This window comes from Polaromonas glacialis, from assembly GCF_000709345.1.
Lineage (GTDB): Bacteria > Pseudomonadota > Gammaproteobacteria > Burkholderiales > Burkholderiaceae_C > Polaromonas > Polaromonas glacialis.
On the sequence record NZ_KL448323.1, the window covers coordinates 3,226,860 to 3,244,122 of the forward strand.

At 65.5% G+C, this 17,263-nt stretch carries 16 protein-coding genes and 1 pseudogene; 8 read left to right on the forward strand and 9 right to left on the reverse strand.

Annotated elements, in window-relative coordinates; all coding sequences use genetic code 11:
* Positions 1–63 precede the first annotated feature (63 nt).
* Positions 64–2,322: a PAS domain-containing protein gene (locus EC86_RS27110; protein ID WP_198026803.1), complete on the reverse strand. Its 2,259-nt coding sequence runs from the start codon at positions 2,320–2,322 to the stop codon at positions 64–66.
* Between the two features lie 509 nt (positions 2,323–2,831).
* Between EC86_RS27110 and EC86_RS0115820 the strand changes: the two genes are divergently transcribed.
* The 3 genes from EC86_RS0115820 (at position 2,832) to EC86_RS0115830 (ending at position 5,532) form a co-directional block, all read left to right on the forward strand.
* Positions 2,832–3,602, forward strand: a complete 771-nt coding sequence (locus tag EC86_RS0115820) for a histidine phosphatase family protein (protein WP_036772265.1) — start codon at positions 2,832–2,834, stop codon at positions 3,600–3,602.
* Positions 3,603–3,829: 227 nt separating this feature from the next.
* Entirely contained in the window at positions 3,830–4,318 is a 489-nt protein-coding gene (locus tag EC86_RS27115) for an ADP-dependent NAD(P)H-hydrate dehydratase (RefSeq protein WP_269635744.1), read from the forward strand.
* Between the two features lie 155 nt (positions 4,319–4,473).
* Positions 4,474–5,532, forward strand: coding sequence for a DMT family transporter (locus tag EC86_RS0115830; RefSeq protein ID WP_029526724.1), 1,059 nt, complete (start codon positions 4,474–4,476; stop codon positions 5,530–5,532).
* Positions 5,533–5,569: 37 nt separating this feature from the next.
* On the opposite strand, the gene copM is transcribed toward EC86_RS0115830, so the two are convergent.
* On the reverse strand, positions 5,570–5,974 hold the full coding sequence (copM, locus tag EC86_RS0115835; RefSeq protein ID WP_029526725.1) for a CopM family metallochaperone: 405 nt from the start codon (positions 5,972–5,974) through the stop codon (positions 5,570–5,572).
* 277 nt (positions 5,975–6,251) lie between these two features.
* Here copM and EC86_RS0115840 point away from each other — a divergent pair, with 277 nt between their 5' ends.
* Positions 6,252–7,760, forward strand: a complete 1,509-nt coding sequence (locus EC86_RS0115840; protein ID WP_029526726.1) for a CYTH and CHAD domain-containing protein — start codon at positions 6,252–6,254, stop codon at positions 7,758–7,760.
* Positions 7,761–7,772: 12 nt separating this feature from the next.
* Here the strand turns inward: EC86_RS0115840 and EC86_RS0115845 are convergent, their stop codons facing one another.
* Both EC86_RS0115845 and EC86_RS0115850 read right to left on the reverse strand, forming a co-directional pair.
* Positions 7,773–9,848, reverse strand: coding sequence for an acetoacetate--CoA ligase (locus EC86_RS0115845; RefSeq protein WP_029526727.1), 2,076 nt, complete (start codon positions 9,846–9,848; stop codon positions 7,773–7,775).
* A 173-nt stretch (positions 9,849–10,021) separates the two neighbouring features.
* Positions 10,022–10,513, reverse strand: a complete 492-nt coding sequence (locus EC86_RS0115850) for a GMC family oxidoreductase (RefSeq protein ID WP_084181575.1) — start codon at positions 10,511–10,513, stop codon at positions 10,022–10,024.
* On the opposite strand from EC86_RS0115850, the pseudogene EC86_RS26240 reads away from it, so the two are divergent.
* Both EC86_RS26240 and EC86_RS0115860 read left to right on the forward strand, forming a co-directional pair.
* A pseudogene (locus tag EC86_RS26240) lies at positions 10,467–11,279 on the forward strand (IclR family transcriptional regulator). The gene EC86_RS0115850 and the pseudogene EC86_RS26240 overlap by 47 nt on opposite strands.
* Before the next feature lie 171 nt (positions 11,280–11,450).
* Positions 11,451–11,783: a four-helix bundle copper-binding protein gene (locus EC86_RS0115860; protein ID WP_029526729.1), complete on the forward strand. Its 333-nt coding sequence runs from the start codon at positions 11,451–11,453 to the stop codon at positions 11,781–11,783.
* Positions 11,784–11,917: 134 nt separating this feature from the next.
* Here EC86_RS0115860 and EC86_RS0115865 read toward each other — a convergent pair whose 3' ends face one another.
* The 4 genes from EC86_RS0115865 to EC86_RS0115880 form a co-directional block, all read right to left on the reverse strand.
* Positions 11,918–12,223, reverse strand: coding sequence for a hypothetical protein (locus tag EC86_RS0115865; RefSeq protein ID WP_029526730.1), 306 nt, complete (start codon positions 12,221–12,223; stop codon positions 11,918–11,920).
* Positions 12,224–12,225: 2 nt separating this feature from the next.
* On the reverse strand, positions 12,226–12,663 hold the full coding sequence (locus EC86_RS0115870) for a hypothetical protein (RefSeq protein WP_156955336.1): 438 nt from the start codon (positions 12,661–12,663) through the stop codon (positions 12,226–12,228).
* A gap of 249 nt (positions 12,664–12,912) precedes the next feature.
* Complete coding sequence (locus EC86_RS0115875; protein ID WP_029524292.1) at positions 12,913–13,887, reverse strand: IS1595 family transposase; 975 nt, start codon at positions 13,885–13,887, stop codon at positions 12,913–12,915.
* 279 nt (positions 13,888–14,166) lie between these two features.
* Entirely contained in the window at positions 14,167–14,565 is a 399-nt protein-coding gene (locus EC86_RS0115880) for a nucleotidyltransferase domain-containing protein (protein ID WP_084181388.1), read from the reverse strand.
* Positions 14,566–14,998: 433 nt separating this feature from the next.
* Between EC86_RS0115880 and EC86_RS0115885 the strand changes: the two genes are divergently transcribed.
* Positions 14,999–15,445, forward strand: a complete 447-nt coding sequence (locus EC86_RS0115885) for a YybH family protein (RefSeq protein ID WP_084181390.1) — start codon at positions 14,999–15,001, stop codon at positions 15,443–15,445.
* 196 nt (positions 15,446–15,641) lie between these two features.
* Here EC86_RS0115885 and EC86_RS0115890 read toward each other — a convergent pair whose 3' ends face one another.
* Complete coding sequence (locus EC86_RS0115890) at positions 15,642–16,337, reverse strand: ABC transporter ATP-binding protein (RefSeq protein WP_029526734.1); 696 nt, start codon at positions 16,335–16,337, stop codon at positions 15,642–15,644.
* A 200-nt stretch (positions 16,338–16,537) separates the two neighbouring features.
* On the opposite strand from EC86_RS0115890, the gene EC86_RS0115895 reads away from it, so the two are divergent.
* On the forward strand, positions 16,538–17,206 hold the full coding sequence (locus tag EC86_RS0115895; RefSeq protein WP_084181392.1) for a phosphatase PAP2 family protein: 669 nt from the start codon (positions 16,538–16,540) through the stop codon (positions 17,204–17,206).
* Positions 17,207–17,263: the final 57 nt, after the last annotated feature.

The following is a 17,263-nucleotide window of genomic DNA, read 5'->3' on the forward strand; positions in this document are numbered from 1 at the left end:
GCGGTTCGAAGCCCGGACGCGAAGCCCGCAGGCAAGGCCGTGTCATGCCAGCGCGATGACCGGCTACGCCTGGCGCCTGGCCTGCTCGGCCACTTGCGCCAGCCAGGCCTCCAGCTGGCTTGAGTCGATGGGCTTGGCAAAGTGAAAGTTGAAGCCTGCTGCAAAGGCGGCCTGCTTGTCCTTGGGCTGGCTGTAGCCGGTCACCGCCGCCATGACCGCCGTCTGCACGCCCGGAATCAGGCGCAGCTGGCGCGCCAGCGTGTAGCCATCCATGTCGGGCAGGCCGATGTCAAGCAGGCACAGCTGCGGCAACACCCGGCGCGCGCATTCGATTGCATCAAGGGGATGGAACTGCACGAACACCTCATGCCCGAGCAGTTCGATGAACATTCCCAGCAGGCGCGCCGCATCGACGTTGTCATCGACCACCAGGACACGCAGCGAATTGCCTGCGGGGCGGGAATCCGCATCGCTCGCCTCGATGCGGCGCTGCGCGTCGTCCTGCTTCAGGCGCGGCAGGACCACCGTCACTTCGCTGCCCATGCCCATTCCGGCGCTTTGCACCTTGACGGTTCCGCCATGCAGCTGCACCAGGCTGCGGACCAGCGCCAGGCCGATGCCCAGCCCGCCCTGGGAGCGGTCGGAGCTTCTTTCGCCCTGGGTGAACAGCTCGAAGGCGACGTCCAGCAGTTCGCTGGACATGCCGATGCCGTTGTCGCGCACGCGCAGCGTCAGGTGGCCATCGTCCGCCAGCATCCGCAGGTCGATGCGGCCGCCATTGGGCGTGTAGCGGATGGCGTTGCCAAGCACATTGACCAGCACCTGGACCAGCCGCAGCCTGTCGCCCATCACCTGGGTGCGTTCGGGCGACAGCTGGATGTCCAGGTGGTGCGCCTTGGCCTCCAGCAGCGGACGAATCTGCTCCAGCGCCTCGGTGGCGATGGTTTTCAGGTCCACTGGCTGCCGGTCCAGCGTCACCTGGCCGCGGGTGACGCGGGACACGTCGAGCAGGTCGTCGATCAGGCGGGTCATGTGCCGGGCCTGGCGCGAAATCACTTCGCTCAGCTGCAACACCCCGGCGTCATCCAGCGTGCCCCTGGACAGCAGGTCGGCGGCGGTGGCGATCGGCGCCAGCGGGTTCCTGAGCTCATGGGCCAGCATGGCCAGGAACTCGTCCTTGAGCCGGTCCGCGTGCTGCAGGCCCTGCTGCGCCAGCTTCTGCTCATGAATCTCGGTGCAGGTCCCGATCCAGCGAACGATCACGCCCTGCGCGTCGCGCACCGGCCGGGCACGGCCCAACACCCAGCGGTATTGGCCGGAGTGGTGGCGCAGCCGGTGTTCGATCTCGTAGCACTCGCCGGTGTCCAGGCAGTGGTGCCATTTTTTCAGCACCATCTCCCGGTCCTCGGGATGAAACAGCGCCGTCCACGCCTTGCCGTCGATGGCGCCCTGCGCAACGCCGGTGTAGTCATACCACTGCTGGTTGCAGTAGTCCAGCAAGCCGTCAGGCGTCGTGCCCCAGACGATCTGCGGTATGGCATTGGCGATCGTGTGGTACTTGAGGACGGTTTTGCGCAACTTGGCGTCGGCGCGGGCATGCTCGGTGACGTCATTGCCCTCGATGAAAACGCCGCTGACGGCACCGTCGGGTCCGGTGATGGGCTGAAAAATGAAATCGACGAAGCGCTGCTCCGGCCGGCCCCTGGCATGCTGCGAAAAAATCACCGGCATCCGGGTGCCGATGAAGGGCTTGCCGCTGGCATAAACCTCATCGAGCAGCGCGCCGTAGTCCTGGCCCTCGACTTTTCGGCCAATGTCCAGAAAGGTCTTGCCGACCACCTCGTCGCGTCCGACCAGCCGCAGGTAAGCGCTGTTGGCCAGTTCGTACACATGGCCAGGCTCGCGCACCACCGCCATGAAGCTGGGGGCCTGTTCAAACAGGCTGTAGAGCCACTGGGTTTCGGTCCGGCAGGTTTTTTCCGCCAGCACCCTGGTGGTGGTTTGCGCCAGCGCGCAGTACAGCCCGGCCACCGTGCCGTCAGGACCATCGACAGGCGCACACGAAAAGCTGCACCAGGCCTGCCCGTTGACGCCATCGCGGCGCAGCAGAAAAGGCGCGGCCCCCAGAGGGACAGACTCCCCGGCCAGGGTCTGGCTGACCAGCGGCTCGATGTCGGGGCGCACTTCGGGCCACACCTCGTACAGGGGCTGGCCCAACGCCGCCGGATGCCGTTGTCCCAGGATGTTCAGGCAGGCGTCGTTGTACAGCAGGCGCAGCTCAGGCCCCCAGGCCACGAACACCGGCGTTCTGGAACGCAGCATGAGTCCGGCAACGGTCTGGAGCGCTTGCGGCCAGTCTTGCGGGTGACCCAGCCGCGAACTGGTCCAGTCATGGCTGCGCATCAAAGCGCCCGCCGTGCCGCCGTCCCTCAAAAAGCCGGGGGATGCTTTTGATGATTCTTGAGCCAAAATTTGATTTTTTTAACTAAGCCAATAAAATTACAAAAACGCATACTAATCGAACAAGGCGAAACCGGTCCGGTTTGCGCTGTTTCAGGTGCTTAACAAAGCAGCTTTTGCGACTTCCTGCACATCCGGCAAGCCAGCGGTTCGGAAACCGCGAAACACCTGAACAATTCTCATTCCCGCGATTCTAAGGAGTCACGGCCGAGGTGTCGTGACGCTGGCGGCGGGGGCGCTTCAGTGCTCTCCCACATCAGACGGTCCGCCGTCTGACAGCCAGCAGAAAAAAAGCGGGTTATCTTGGCTTTCATGGCTTCCTTGCGCATTCACACCACGGGTACGGCATGCGGGGCTGAAAGGCAGACGCCATGACGCCCACGCTGCCGCAGATCCTGTGGGTGGTGCGCCACGGCCAGAGCGCCGGCAACGTGGCGCGCGATGCGGCCGAGGCCAATGGCCTGCATGTCATCGACATTGCCACGCGCGACATCGACCTTCCGCTGTCCGCGCTGGGCCGGCGCCAGTCGCAAAGCCTGGGCCACTGGTTTGGCAGCCTGCCGCTGCAGGAGCGGCCCCAGGTGCTGCTGTGCTCGCCCTACGTCAGGGCGCGGGAGACGGCGCAACTGCTGCCGGAGAGCGGCGGCATCACGCAGGCCGTCAGGCTGCGCATGGACGAACGCCTGCGGGAAAAGGAATTCGGCATCCTGGACCGCCTGACGCACCTGGGCATCACCCGGAAAAACCCCGAACTGAGCGAACAGCGCGGCCATGTCGGCAAGTTCTACTTTCGCCCCCCGGGCGGCGAGAGCTTGTGCGACGTGATCCTGCGGCTGCGCAGCCTGCTGGAAATGACGACACGCGAATATGCCGGCCAGCGCGTGCTGGTCGTGGCGCACCAGGTGACCGTGAACTGCATGCGCTACCTGATCGAGCAGATGGACGAGGCCACCATTTTGGACATTGACCGGCTGGGCGACATTCCCAACTGCAGCGTGACGTCGTACCGGACCGTGGGCGACGACGACGGCAACGACCAGCCCCGCCATGTGGTCGACCTGGTGAATTTCCTGGCGCCGCTGCTGGCGGAAGGCACGCCGGTGAAGTCCGAGCCCGATGCACCGGTCGCGCCCAGCCCTTGAGACCGGCCATGCAGACCCTCGACCGACTGGCACTGCGCGACTGGCCGCCGGCGCGGGCAAGCTGACCATTGCCACCGCGCGAAGCGTCGCGCCCGGCCTGGCGCTCTTGATGCCCGAAGCGCGCGCCAACGGGCTGCCGGAAACCCCGGCGGGCGGCCTGCTGGCGTCAATCGTCAAGCAACTCGCGCCGTGCGCGGCGCGCTGTTCGGCCGTACTGGCCGGGCCTGCTGGACAGCGAGGGCAGCTGCGAATTTGTCGAACGCCTGCTGCGCCACCTGGCCGGCGTTCCGGTGATCCTCGATGTGCTGGCCATGGATGTGGTGCTGCGGGTACCGCGTTTTGACCAGCCGGTGCTGCTGACGCCGCATGCGGGCGAAATGGCGCACCTGAGCGGCCAGCGCAAGGACGACGTGAAGGCCGATGCGCCTGCGCTGGTGCGGGCCATGGCCGTGAAGCACAACGCGGTGGTGGCGCTGAAAGGCGCGACCACCTTCATCATTGCGCCCGAAGGTGAAGCCTGGTGCCATGTGTCGGCCAATGCGGGCCTGGGCACCTCGGGCTCGGGCGACGTGCTGGCGGGCCTCATGACCGGCCTGGCGGCGCGCGGCGCGCCCCTGGTGCAGGCGGCGGCCTGGGGGTTTTCCTGCATGCGCTGGCGGGGCAGCGGCTGGCCGAACGCCATGGCCGGCAGGGCTTTCTGGCCCGGGAAATCCTGAAGGAAATCCCGTCGGTGATGCGCGACCTTTGACATTGACGCCACTGCAAACCTGAATGCGCCGGTTTGAAGAAGCGCGGGGTTTCGCTGCCATTTCGCGCACGCTGGCGCGCGATGCGTTTCAATACGGCTGACACCTATTTCCGGACCTTCGCCATGCCGCTTCGCTCTGCCCTTCCCGCCCTTCTCGCCGCGCTGCTGTTCGGCGCCAGCACGCCGTTGGCCAAGCTGCTGGCCGGGAACATGCCGCCGCTGCTGCTGGCCGGCCTGCTTTACCTGGGCAGCGGCTTCGGCCTGGGCGTGCTGCTGCTGGTGCGGCGCCTGCGCGAACGCCATGGCGGCCAGCCCGTGACCCGGCTGCACATTCCCCGCGCCGAGCGGCCCTGGCTGCTGGGCGCCATCGTGGCCGGCGGCATGCTGGCGCCTGCGCTGTTCATGCTCGGCCTGGCGCAAACCAGTGCCGCGTCCGCGTCGCTGCTGCTGAACCTGGAAGGCGTGCTGACGGCGGTCGTGGCCTGGCTGGCCTTCCGTGAAAACGCCGACCGCCGCGTCGTGCTGGGCATGGCGGCCATCGCGCTGGGCGGCGTGCTGCTGTCGTGGCAACCGGGTGGCGCCAGCTTCTCCCCCGGCGCCCTGCTGATTGCCGGCGCCTGCCTGGGCTGGGCCGTGGACAACAACCTGACGCGCAGGGTGTCCGGCAACGATGCCCTGCTGGTGGCCTGTCTGAAAGGCTTGCTCGCCGGCGTGACCAACACCGCCATCGCGCTGTATGTCGGCGCTTCACTGCCGGGTGCAGCGCCACTGGGCTATGCCGGCTTGGTGGGTTTCCTGGGCTACGGGCTGAGCCTGAGCCTGTTCGTGGTGGCGCTCAGGACGCTGGGAACCGCGCGCACTGGCGCCTACTTTTCGGTGGCGCCCTTGTTCGGTGTGATGATTTCGCTGGTCCTCTGGCCCGAGATGCCGGGCGGGCTGTTCTGGGCGGCGGCCGCGCTGATGGGGCTGGGCGTCTGGCTGCACCTGAGCGAGCGGCATGCGCATCCACACACGCACGAGGTGTTGCAGCACAGCCACCCGCACCGGCACGACGCGCACCACCAGCATGCGCATGACTTTGCATGGGATGGGACGTCGCCGCATGCGCATCCGCACCGGCATGCGCCGCTGGCGCACACGCATGCGCATTACCCGGACATTCACCACCGGCATCCGCATTGACGTCATGAGGTGGCGCGCAGGACGCTGGCGGCCAGTCTTATTTCACGCCATGCCGGGCCTGCCACTTTTTCATGAAGGCAATTTCCTGCTTTTGCGCCTTGATGATGTCCCGGGCCATCTTGCGCAGTTCGGGGTCCTTGCCGTGCTTCAACTGGACCTCGGCCATATGCACCGCGCCCTGGTGGTGCGGAATCATGTGCGCCACGAAATCCTTGTCGGCATTGCCGGTGTAGGGACGGCTCATGTCCTTCATCATTTTTTCCTCGCCCTGCTGGAAGGCGCGGGTCGAGTCAGAAGCCTTGGCATCGGCGGCATGGTTCATGCCCGCGTGCTCCGCCGGCATGGAAGCGGCAGGCTGCGCCTGGACGGTGAAGGCTGCGGCGGAGAAGGCCAGGGCGCTGAGCGCGCAGGCCAGCGTTTGGGGAAGGCGGGAATTGTTCATGGGGAAATCTCCTGAAAGGTGAGTCAAATCGCTTCCATGCCGGTGCATGCTGCCGCCATCGTGAAGCTTCCCACCGGGGGAAGGTCAAGCGCCTTGACCCCATGAAAAACCGGGCTTTTGCAGGCGTGTCAATTCCTTACGCCTGAACAGGGGGTTTTTTGCTACCGTAAGGCCCGCCTTTGCCATGCAAACCCTGCTACCCCATCCCAACCCCCGTCCAGTGCGATTTCGCGGAATCAGCGAACCCTGCCTGCGCCGGACTGGCAGCCGGAACCCCATGAAATTACCCGCCCCTGTTCCGCGCCCGGAAGAAATCGAACTCAAGCTGGCCTTGCCCACCGCCGACCCGCAGGGCCTGGCCAGGCGGCTGGCGCGCACGCCGCTGCTGGCGCGCCGCAAGCCCACGCAGCAGCCCCTGCACAACATCTACTACGACACGCCCGGGCAGGACCTGTACGAGGAGCGGGTGGCCCTGCGCCTGCGCCGCGTGGGCAGCAGCACCGATCCGCAGTGGCGGCAAACGCTGAAGATGGGCGGGCGCAGCGACTCGGCCCTGAGCCATCGCGGCGAGTGGGAAGTGCCGCTGGCCGGCGCCGAACTGTCGCGCGAAGCGCTGGAGGCCACGCCCTGGCCCGAGTTCGACCCGGACGGCAGCCGATTCGATGCGCTGGCGCCGTGCCTGGTCACCGCCTTCGAACGCACCTCCTGGACGGTGCGCCAGCGCGGCAGCAGCGTGGTCGAGGTGTCGCTGGACATCGGCCAGGTCGTGGCGGGCGACCAGTGCGCGCCGCTGTGCGAACTGGAACTCGAACTCATGGCCGGGGATCCGGCGGCGCTGTTCGAGGTCGCGCGGCAGATTGCCCGCAGCGTGGCGGTGCTGCCGCTCAACACCAGCAAGTCCGAGCGCGGCTATGCGCTGCTGCAGAACCGCTTGAGGCAGCCGCTGCGCGCCCGGCCGCCGGCGCTGGCCAAGGGCATGGCCCTGCCGCTGGCGGCGCAGCTGGTGCTGCGTGAAATGTTCTGCCAGTTCACCAGCAACCTCAACCTGCTGAGCCAGTCCGACGACCCGGAGGTGCTGCACCAGGCGCGCGTCGGCTGGCGGCGCTTCAAAAGCGCGGTGCGGCTGTTCAAGCCTGCGCTGGCGGCCGGCCAGATGCCCGACTGGCAGGCGCTGGCGCCGCTGCTGGCCTTCATCGGCGAGCTGCGCGACATTGACGTGGCCCGGACCGAAACCCTGCCGGCGCTGGCAGACGCCTACCGCGCGGGCAGCGCGCAGCGGGCCGAAAAATGGCGGACGATGCTCCAGGCGCTGTCGGATGCGGCCCGGCTTCAGCGCAAATCCATCGGCCATGCGCTCGAAGTGCCGGCCGTGGGCGCCACGCTGCTGGCCATCACGCAGTGGCTCGAAGACCTGCCGAGGCAGGCCGGGCCGGCCGATCACGAGGCTCACGCGTCCAGGCATCCCTTGCGCCGCTGGGCGCGGCAGCGCGTCGATCGGCTGCACCGGAACATGAAGCGCGCACTGGCCGACAGCGCCCATCCGGACAGCCTGCACCGCGCCCGCATCCTGGCCAAGCGGCTGCGCTATGCCATCGAGGCGCTGCAGTCGCTGCTGCCCGGGCGGCACGTGGAACGCTGGCTGCCGAAGGCGACTAGGCTTCAGGCCGACATCGGCGCCACGCGCGACCTGCAGCAGGCCGGCGTGCTCGCGGCCAGCCTGGAAATCGACCCCGGGCTGGCCGAATTCCTGCGCGGCGTCGGCGTCGGGCAGCAAGCGCCGCGCTGAGCCGGCGGCGCTTCAGCCGGGCCGCGCCAGCCGCTGCTGCGCAAAACCGACATACCAGTCCAGGCAGTGCGGATTGGCCATCGCGTCGCGGTTCAGGACTTTTTCCAGCGGCTGGCCGAGCAGCAGCTTCTTGATCGGCAGCTCCTGCTTCTTGCCCGACAGCGTGCGCGGAATTTCGGCCACCTGAAGGATGTCGTCGGGAACGAAGCGCGGGCTCAGCGCGGTCCTGATGGCGTGGTGCAGCCGGGCCTTCACGCCTTCGTCAAGCACCGCGCCGTCCCGGAGCACCACGAACAGCGGCATGTAGCTGGCGCGCCCCAGGTATTCCAGATCGACCACCAGCGAGTCGAGCACTTCGGGCAGCGCCTCGATGGCGCTGTACAGCTCGCTGGTGCCCATGCGCAGGCCGTGGCGGTTGATGGTCGCATCCGACCGGCCGTAGATCACGCAGCCGCCCTGCAGCCCCGGGTCGATCTTCAGCCAGTCGCCATGGCGCCAGACCGCGCCCAGCTCGGCCCCGGCATCGCCGCCGCCGGGCCTGCGGCCGTGGCCGGGCGGGTAAATGTCGAAATAGCTGGACAGCAGGCGCGCGCCGCTGTCGTCGCCCCAGAGGTAGAGCGGCATCGACGGAATCGGCTGGGTGCAGACCAGCTCGCCGACCTCGCCGATGACCGGCCGGCCCTGTTCGTTCCAGGCTTCGACCGCCGCGCCGAGCAGGCGGCACTGCATTTTTCCGGGTGTCTGCGGCAGCTCGCGGTTGCCGCCGATGAAGGCGCCGGCAAAGTCGGTGCCGCCCGAGATGTTGCACCACCAGATGTCCTGAACGCCGGCACTGGCCATGAAGGCTGAACCCCATTGCTGCACCTCGGCGCTCAAGGGCGAGCCGGTCGAGCCGAGCGCGCGGATGCGGGTCAGGTCGCCGCAGGCGCCAGGCGTGATGCCGGCCTTCATGCAGCTGGCGTAAAACGCCGCGCCCGCGCCGAAGAAGGTCACGCCGGTATCCGCCGCGAAGCGCCACAGCGTGGTCCAGTCCGGCCGGTCCTTGGCGCCGCCGGGGTTGCCGTCATAGAGCACGCAGGTGGTGCCGCCCAGCAGCCCGGCCAGCTGCGCATTCCACATCACCCAGCCGGTCGAGCTGTACCAGTGGTAGCGCTCGCCAAACGAGTTGGGCCGGTAGCTGCAACCCACATCGTTGTGCAGGACGCCGAGCTGCAGCTGCACCAGCAGCATGCCGCCATGGCCATGCACGATGGGCTTGGGCAGGCCGGTGGTGCCGCTGGAATACACGATCCACAGCGGATGGTCGAACGCCAGCCAGAGCGGCTCGAAACCGGCGACTTCAGCATCATTTCGTGCTGTTGCGCTTGTCCAGCTTGCGCAGCCAGCTATCGAAACCGTAGCATCCAAATTGCCCAGCAGCAGCGTGTGGCGCACGCTGGGCAGCGCCTGGCGCAGCTCGGCCAGTACGCCCAGGCGGTCGTGGTCGCGCCCGCCGTGGGTCACGCCGTCGCAGGCGATCAGCACCGTGGGCGCGATCTGCCGGAAGCGGTCGAGCACCGCGTGCGTGCCCATGTCGGGGGCGCACAGGCTCCACACGCCGCCGATGCTGACCGTCGCCAGGAAGGCCACCATGGTCTCGGGAATGTTCGGCAGATACGCTGCCACCCGGTCGCCAGGTTGCACGCCCTGCGCCTGCAGGTGCAGCGCCAGCGAGGCCACCTGGCGGCGCAGCTCGGGCCAGCTCAAGTCGCGCCGCTGGCCCTTTTCATTGCTGCTGACGACCGCCGGCAGGCCGGCGGCATGCGCGGCATCGACATGGCGCAGCACCTGGCGCGCATAGTTGACCTGCGCGCCGGGAAACCACCGGGCGCCGGGCATGACGTTGCGGGCCAGCGCCGCGCCGTGCGGCGTGGGCGACTGCAGGTCAAAATAGTCCCAGATGCTTTGCCAGAACGCGTCCAGTTCGGTGGTGGACCAGCGCCAGAGCGCGTCGTAGCTGTCGAACACCAGGCCATGCCGGTCGCGCAGCCAGTCCTGGTAAAGGCGGATTTGCGGAATATGGGGCGGCGCCGTGCTTGTCTCGTTCATGCCTGTTGTCTCCGTGCGGGTGGTGAACGGCCAGCGTAGCAGCGTTGGGCGGGCCTTGCTGTCGCAAGCCGTACCCGGGGAACAGGGCACACGGGCGCAATAGCTGGTTTCAGGCGTTAATTGGCCGTTTGCGCATGATGGCCAAGCCCGGGCAGCTACCAAAACAATAGCAATCAAGCCGACAGGGCGCCTGCGGTGAATTCCTGCTTCAGCACATCGCCCAGACGCAGCGCCATGGCCACGATGGTGAGGGTGGGATTGGCGTAGCCGCCGGCGGGGAAGGTGGAACTGCCCGCCACGAAAAGATTATGGATGCCGTGAACCCGGCAATTGGCATCGACGACGCCAAGTTTGGGATCGTCATGCATCCGGGTGGTGCCCATCAGGTGGTGAGAACCGACAGGCCTGACGATATTGGGCCGTCCGTCGGGGTCGTGGACAAGCTGCAGCTTGCCCAGAACTGACCGCTCAAGCTCATCGGCGATCTGGGTCTGGGCCCGCAGCGTCTGCTGGATGTCTTCTTCGGGCCAATGCCAGTGAACTTCCAGTTTCGGGCATCCGAACATGTCGCGCTGCTGGCTCAAGGTGACCCGGTTATCCGGATGGGGCGATGGTTCAATGCTCTGCCAGACTTCAAGCAGCACCCTGGAACGAAGCTTCGGCATTCTTGAATACCTGTCGGGCTACCCGGACGGCGCGACGCTGATCGCGATTGCCGGCGACCTGAAGGTGCCGTGCAGCGCCTGCCATCGCCTGCTGGCCGAGATGGTGCGCTGCGGCTACCTGCGCCAGTTGCGCGAGCAGGGCGACTACGCCCTGACGACCAAGCTGGCCGCGCTGGGCCTGAGCTAGCTGAGCAAGTCGGGCATCGTGGACATTGCGCAGCCCCTGATCGACCACGTCGCGCAGGCATCGGGCGAGCTGGTGCGCTTGGCGATCGTCGATGGCGACCGGCTGACGTTCGTCGCCAAGGCGCAGGACGCGCGCTTCGGCTTGCGCTATGACCCGGACATGGGCCTGGACGTGAGGCTGTCGTGCAGCGCCGGCGGCCACGCCTGGTTGATGACGCTGTCCAACGAGCGCGCCGCCGAGATCGTGTCGAAACAAGGATTCGGCGACCCCAGGGATTACGGACCGAAGGCGCCCATGACGCTCAAGGCGCTGCTCAAGATCCTGCAGGCTGACCACAAGCGGGGCTTCAGCATGATCAGCGAGATGTATGCGCCGGGCATGACCGCCATGGCCGCGCCGGTTCGCCGGGCCGGGCAGCCCGCCATCGGCGTCATCACCATCGCCGGGCCGCTGATGCGCCTGACCGAGCCGCGCATGCTTGAACTCGCACCTGAACTGCTGGGGACCGCCGCCGAACTGGCGCTGGCGGGTTCGGCTTCTCCGGTGCTTTCCCGAAGCGCGGCGGCGGCCAGCACCTGACGCGTCATGGCGCGCAGCGGCAAACAAATCGCTTTGCCGACGCCGCCAGACGAAAAACACCTACAGGCCCAGCGCTGGCGTCCTGAAAAATCAAGGACCAGGCGTTATTTTCGGGTCCGGTTTTGCCGTGGCCTTCCATGCACTCACCTGCGCCTGGGGAAAGGATTCCACATGCAAGAACAGTTTGCCGATTGCCTGCAGGCTTGCAACGACTGCGCCGCAGAATGCAACCACTGCGCCGCCGCCTGCCTGCAGGAAGACAAGGTGGAGATGATGGTGGAATGCATTGCGCTGGACATCGATTGCGCCCAGGCCTGCGCCTTTGCGGCGGCGGCCATGGCCCGTGACAGCGTGCACGCGGCCGCCATTTGCGACCTCTGCGCCGACATTTGCCAGTCGTGCGCAGAAGAATGCATCCAGCATGATATGCAGCACTGCCAGCAATGCGCCACCGTCTGCTTCAACTGCGCGGAAGAATGCCGCCGCATGGCCAGCGCCGCCTAGCAAGCGCAGGGAGAGGCTGGCGATTTCAGAAAGCGCCTTGCTTGTGCGATGAAATGCAGCTTGGCAGGCATTGCCGTGCCAGCATGGCTGGCGCGGATTTGAAGCGACAAGCAGCCCGGACAGGCTGCGTCGTGTCAGTCCACCTGCTTGAGTGATCCCAAATCGACATCGCCGCTCTGGCTGGTGAAACGCAGGGAGCCGCCCTGGCCGCCTTGCGCCTGGCTCACGCCGGAAATGCGGTGCTCGCCGGTGTCGTACTGCCTGACTTTTCCGTCCTGCTCCACCGCCAGGCGGCGCTGGCCGGGAAAGAAGGCATAGCGCACGCCGTTCTGGCCTCCGCTGCTGGATGGACTGGACAGCCCCTTCGGCCACCAGCTGGAATCAGGCCCGTCCATCGGTTTCATGGGCTTCATGGGTTCCATCGGCTTCATCGGTTCCATGCTCAGTAGTCCCTTCTGTCGCGCCCACGGCGCATGACCAGCGCGGCCAGCAGCGCGCCAGCGGCGGCACCAATGGCCACCGCCTTGAGGGGTTCATCGGCAATGCGGCGGGCGGCGGTTTCCTGGAAGTCGGATGCCTTGGCCTTGAAGTCGCCGAGCTTTTCGCCGGCCACGCCGCCTGCATTTTTGGCGTAGCCGCGCGCCGTGTTCCAGGCGTCGCCGGCAATCGCCTTGGCATCGCCCGCTAGGGCCTTGGCCGTGTTCAGCGCGTCGCGGCCGGTGGCCTTGGCGTCGCCCATGGCGGGATGCATCGCCTGCACCGTGCTGGCCGCACTGGCCTTCGCCTCGTTGGCCAGCTGGCCCGCCGCATTGGCGGCATTCTGGCCGGTTTGCCTGGCCTCGTCGGCAATCTGCGAGGGAGTCTTGAAGTCGTCAGTCATGGCGGTCCTTTGGATTTTCTTGGCAACAGCGCCAATGAACATTGGACTATCGCTGCCGAGGCGTGCGTGTGGGTCGGCATACCCTTCCCCTGTAGGCTGAGGATTTACAAAGCCTCCGGAAATGGCGCATGCGGCCTTTGCCATGGCCCACGCGGCGGTTATTGCGTGCGGAAAACGTAGGGATGCAGCGCCTGGCACGGCGCCGATGGACACGCCCGACACAAACCGCCGAATCATCAAAAATAATGGCTATGTCACTGTTAAATGTGGAAATTTTCCCAAGGCCATCGCCAAGACAGCTTGCCCAGAGTCGCCATGGTGGCTGTCCAGGGCGCGAAACCAGCCCAGGTAGTTGTCCAGATAGCCCGTGGCAACGCCGTGAAAGCGGTGCAGCCACTGTTTGAGACGGCCGTGATAGGCGTTGACATTCTGGACATGGATGGCGCCGTTGACGCGCACGCCTGCGTTCAGATTGACCGCCTCGTGCGCCAGGTGCGCGTCGTGCGCAAAGCCGCAGTAGGTCCGGTTGCCATCGCTCACCAGCAGCGCATCCTTGGCCAGCACGGGCTGCAGTGCGCCGGCCAGTGCGGCTTTTGTCATCTGCCCGCGTCCCATCACCCAGTCCAGCGTCTGTCCGGCACGGTCCCGAGCCACCAAAACGCAGACCAGTTCACCGGACAGGCCCGCTTTTCTCGCCTTGCTGCCGCGACGGCGAGGCGGGCGGTCCAGCTTGCGACAGCCCTTGCGCGACTCCAGGATATAGGTCTCGTCGGCCTCGGTAATACCTTGCAGCGTTGTCGCGCGGTCTGCCTTGAGGCCGCTGAGAAAGCGATGGCGCCAGCGCAGCGCCGTGTTTCGGTGAACCTGCAGGGCAGTAGCGGCCCGGCGAAGGGTGAGGGACGCGGCCAGGGCTTGACTAAAACCGAACCACTTGCCCTTCTTGCGCAGCCGCGCCAGCGCGGTGCCCGTCAGGGCATTGAACGTGCGGTGGCATGTCCGGCAGCGGTAGCGCTGCAACCCACTGACGTGGCCATGCCGGTAAAGCTCGCTGCCTTGGCAGTGTGGGCAGCAGCGCGGCTCAGTCGCGCTGGACGACTCAATGACGGCCAGCCCTTTTTGCTGCTCATCGAGTTCATCCAGACGCTTTTTGAGCAGTTCACGCTGGCGCAGCGTGAGCCGGGGCACCTGTTGGTTCATCAACGCATTGAAAGTCTCGGCGTTCATGGCTAACCTCCTTCACGGTTCGCTATGAACTCTACGCCTCTGGAAAAAAAATTCCACATCTAACAGTGACAGAGCCAAAATAATAGCTGCTTGCTCCCGTGGAATATGCGCAAACAGGCGATTTGGCTTGAAATTTTCTTGAAAACGCCAGCTTCAGCGGCAAGAACGGCCCCTGCAGGCCGGGAAGGCTGGAAATTCGGCACCACCGGCTAATTTTCAGCATCATTCAGTGCTCTGGCGCTTATTACACGCGCGCGTGCAGCTATTTTATTCATAGCATCAAGCGGACACCAGCCACCCATCGACCAGTTCGATCAGCCGGCCGCCAGGCGCGGGTCGTGGGTGACGGCCAGTCCAGGCATGCAGGGGCCATGCCTCTCGCTCATAAAACACCTTGCCCACGCGCTCGATGTGCTCACGCAGTTCTGTGTGGCCCAGCTGCTCGAAAATCGACAGGTCAATGGTGTAAGGCAAAAGCAGGTCGTCCAACTCGTTCCCAATCAGACCCAGCTGGTCAAAGCGGAGCCCTGGCCTGGGCAGCGTCAGGTCAATGTCAGAGCCGGCGCGGAAGTTGCCCTTGGCGCGGGAGCCGTACAGCACCGCCTTTTCTACTTCCCCAAAGCGCGCCAGCACGCCCCGGATGCGGGCAACTGTGGACCCGGACAGCCCGCTGTTCATAGGTCCGTGTCTACCTGTGACCTGACGCTGACCGGCGGCACGGAACCGCAGGGGATGATTTCAGCACCATTCATGGCTGTTGCGCCTGCCGTGCGGGCACAGACTGCTACTGAATCTATAGCAATCAACCCGCCACCATGCGGCTGCCATGCTTCTGCCATTTTGGCCGCATGGGCGCGAATCATGGTGCTGCGTAAGTCGCGCCGAGCGGCTGACTTCTAAACCCATGCCATTGACCGAATGTCTTGACAATTCGCAAACCAGGCGGCTCAAAGCGCGCGCCAAATGGCGCATTGTTTATTCCATTTCTAATTCAATGCGAGATTAGGCGCCCCGCCGCAGACAGTGCTTTAGCACGGCAAGGCGGGAGTAACGACATATCGCTTTGAATTAGAAATGGAATTAGGGGCATCAATGACAAAGGAGGCTGTTCATGTCAGCAGAAGACGAAGTTCGTAAAGCATCGGAGCAGTTCTATGCTGCCTTGAACCGCATGGCCAATGGGGATGCCGGCCCGCTGGCAGAGGTCTGGTCACACAGCCCGACCGTGACGACGATGCACCCGATCGGCGGACGGGAAGTCGGCTGGGATGCCGTCCGGGGATCGTTTGAACAGGTGGCCCAACTCTCCTCGGACGGGCAGATTGGACTCAAAGATCAGCGCATCCAGGTGGTTGGAGACATGGCCTTCGAAGTGGCCATTGAGCAGGGGCATCTCAAAATTTCCGGGCACCCGGTCACGCTTGAGCATCGCGTCACGAACATCTATCAGCGCGTCAGCGGCGCCTGGAAAATAGTCCATCACCACACCGATCTTTCTGCGGCGATGCTGGAGGTTCTGAGCCGATTGCAATCGCCGTCAGGAACGGCTGGGGCATAGTCCGGCGCCCGGCCGCGAGGGAGCGCTGGCAGTCAGCCCGTCAACGCCTGCAGTCAAAGGTTTCAGGCAGGCCGGGTTAGCGAAGCGTAAGCCGACATCTGCGATTCATAACCCCAGGGGCAGCTGGCAGATTCAGTGCCCTTCAGGCCATTGGCGCATGCAGGGCGGGCGCCAGAAGCTACCAAATCAATAGCATTTAATTGGAAACCACCCGCCCGTCGACCAGTTCGATGATGCGGTCGCAACCCGCTGCCAGACGCGGATCGTGCGTGACGATCAGGCAGGCGCTGCCGTGGTCGTGGTTGAACTCGCGCAGCAGGGCAAACACCTCGTCGGCGGACACCGTGTCGAGGTTGCCGGTCGGCTCGTCGGCCAGGATCAGGCGCGGCCGCAGCGACAGCGCCCGCGCAATCGCCACGCGCTGCTGCATGCCGCCCGACAGCTCGCCGGGGCGCTTGTATTCGGCGCCTTTCAGGCCGACGCGCGCCAGCAGTTCGCGTGCGTTGGCTTCAGCTTCAAGCGTGGCGGTGCCATGGGCGATGATCGACGGCATCAGCACGTTTTCCAGCGCGGTGAAGGCCGGCAGCAGGTGGTGGAACTGGAACACGAAGCCGATGGTCGCGCCGCGCAGTTTCGTCAGGTCCGCATCGTCAAGTGACCCGGTGGGCTGGCCGGCAATTTCGAGCAGGCCCGAGGTCGGCCGCTCCAGCAGGCCGATGATGTTGAGCAGCGTGCTCTTGCCCGAACCCGACGGCCCCTTGAGCGCGACGAACTCGGCGCTCTGCAGCGCGATGGAAATGCCGTGCAGCACCTCGGTTTCAACATCGGTGCCGACGTTGTAGCTGCGGTGGATGTCGGTGAGGCGCAGGATGGGGGCGGGTGGGGTGGTCATGCGCTGGCTATTGTCAACGCTTGAGGCGCAGTACCTCAAGCACATCGCCAGGAACTGCAACAGGTCGAAACCCGGAGGTTCAGGCCTTGCGAGCCCAAAGGCGGCCAAAGGCCCAAAGCAGCCCCCTGCAGCTTTTTGAAACTGCCGGCTGGGTACCCGGCACTTGCGTGCCCGACAGGGTATTCCCCTAAAATTGGCGCATGACTCTTCTGGACTCCCTGTATTCCCTGGCCCCTTGGCACTTGCTGACCCGCCTTGGCGACGCGCAAATCCTTTTGCCTGCCGTAGCGCTGACCTTGTTTGCCTTGCTCGCGCGCGCCAGCACACGCAGGCTGGGCTTCATCTGGATGGCGCTCATCATCGTGGCGACCGTCATCACCACTGCCAGCAAGGTTGCCTTCATCGGCTGGGGCATCGGCTGGGCCGACATCAACTTCACGGGCGTATCGGGGCATGCGATGTTCGCGGCAGCGATCTACCCGGTGCTAATGGTCACTTTTTTCTCGGGACGATGGCGCGGCGCTGACCGGTGGTCTATCGCGCTGGGCTGCGCGCTGGCGCTGGTGGTGGGCCTGAGCCGTGTCAAAGTGGGCGCGCATTCCTGGTCCGAAGTGCTGGCCGGATGGGCCGTCGGCGGCGCGGTGAGCGCCGTGGCGCTGGCGCTTTCCCAAACCTCGGCCATCGTGCTCCGGCCCATAGTGCCCGCACTGTTGCTGGCATGGGTGGCGGTCATGCCTTTCAAATTGCATGCCTCGCCGACACACTCTTACGTCATACGCCTGGCCGTCGCCATGTCCGGCAACGAGACGCCGTTCACGCGCAGCGACCTGCTGCACCCGGCACGCCGCCAAAACGCCCTTGCGTGCTGATGGCGCATGGCCGGGCGAGTCAAACCCGGCTGACGTCATTGCCATGGTTTGCTGCCC

Bases quoted from the DNA above. Each gene is read 5' to 3' on its own strand.
- EC86_RS0115840 (WP_029526726.1), top strand. From the start codon at position 6,252: ATGAAATTACCCGCCCCTGTTCCGCGCCCGGAAGAAATCGAACTCAAG.
- EC86_RS0115850 (WP_084181575.1), bottom strand. From the start codon at position 10,513: ATGCCGAAGCTTCGTTCCAGGGTGCTGCTTGAAGTCTGGCAGAGCATT.
- EC86_RS27110 (WP_198026803.1), bottom strand. From the start codon at position 2,322: ATGCTGCGTTCCAGAACGCCGGTGTTCGTGGCCTGGGGGCCTGAGCTG.
- EC86_RS0115820 (WP_036772265.1), top strand. From the start codon at position 2,832: ATGACGCCCACGCTGCCGCAGATCCTGTGGGTGGTGCGCCACGGCCAG.
- EC86_RS0115870 (WP_156955336.1), bottom strand. From the start codon at position 12,663: ATGACTGACGACTTCAAGACTCCCTCGCAGATTGCCGACGAGGCCAGG.
- EC86_RS0115875 (WP_029524292.1), bottom strand. From the start codon at position 13,887: ATGAACGCCGAGACTTTCAATGCGTTGATGAACCAACAGGTGCCCCGG.
- EC86_RS0115895 (WP_084181392.1), top strand. From the start codon at position 16,538: ATGACTCTTCTGGACTCCCTGTATTCCCTGGCCCCTTGGCACTTGCTG.
- EC86_RS0115845 (WP_029526727.1), bottom strand. From the start codon at position 9,848: ATGAACGAGACAAGCACGGCGCCGCCCCATATTCCGCAAATCCGCCTT.
- EC86_RS0115830 (WP_029526724.1), top strand. From the start codon at position 4,474: ATGCCGCTTCGCTCTGCCCTTCCCGCCCTTCTCGCCGCGCTGCTGTTC.
- copM (WP_029526725.1), bottom strand. From the start codon at position 5,974: ATGAACAATTCCCGCCTTCCCCAAACGCTGGCCTGCGCGCTCAGCGCC.
- EC86_RS0115860 (WP_029526729.1), top strand. From the start codon at position 11,451: ATGCAAGAACAGTTTGCCGATTGCCTGCAGGCTTGCAACGACTGCGCC.
- EC86_RS0115885 (WP_084181390.1), top strand. From the start codon at position 14,999: ATGTCAGCAGAAGACGAAGTTCGTAAAGCATCGGAGCAGTTCTATGCT.
- EC86_RS0115865 (WP_029526730.1), bottom strand. From the start codon at position 12,223: ATGGAACCGATGAAGCCGATGGAACCCATGAAGCCCATGAAACCGATG.
- EC86_RS0115880 (WP_084181388.1), bottom strand. From the start codon at position 14,565: ATGAACAGCGGGCTGTCCGGGTCCACAGTTGCCCGCATCCGGGGCGTG.
- EC86_RS0115890 (WP_029526734.1), bottom strand. From the start codon at position 16,337: ATGACCACCCCACCCGCCCCCATCCTGCGCCTCACCGACATCCACCGC.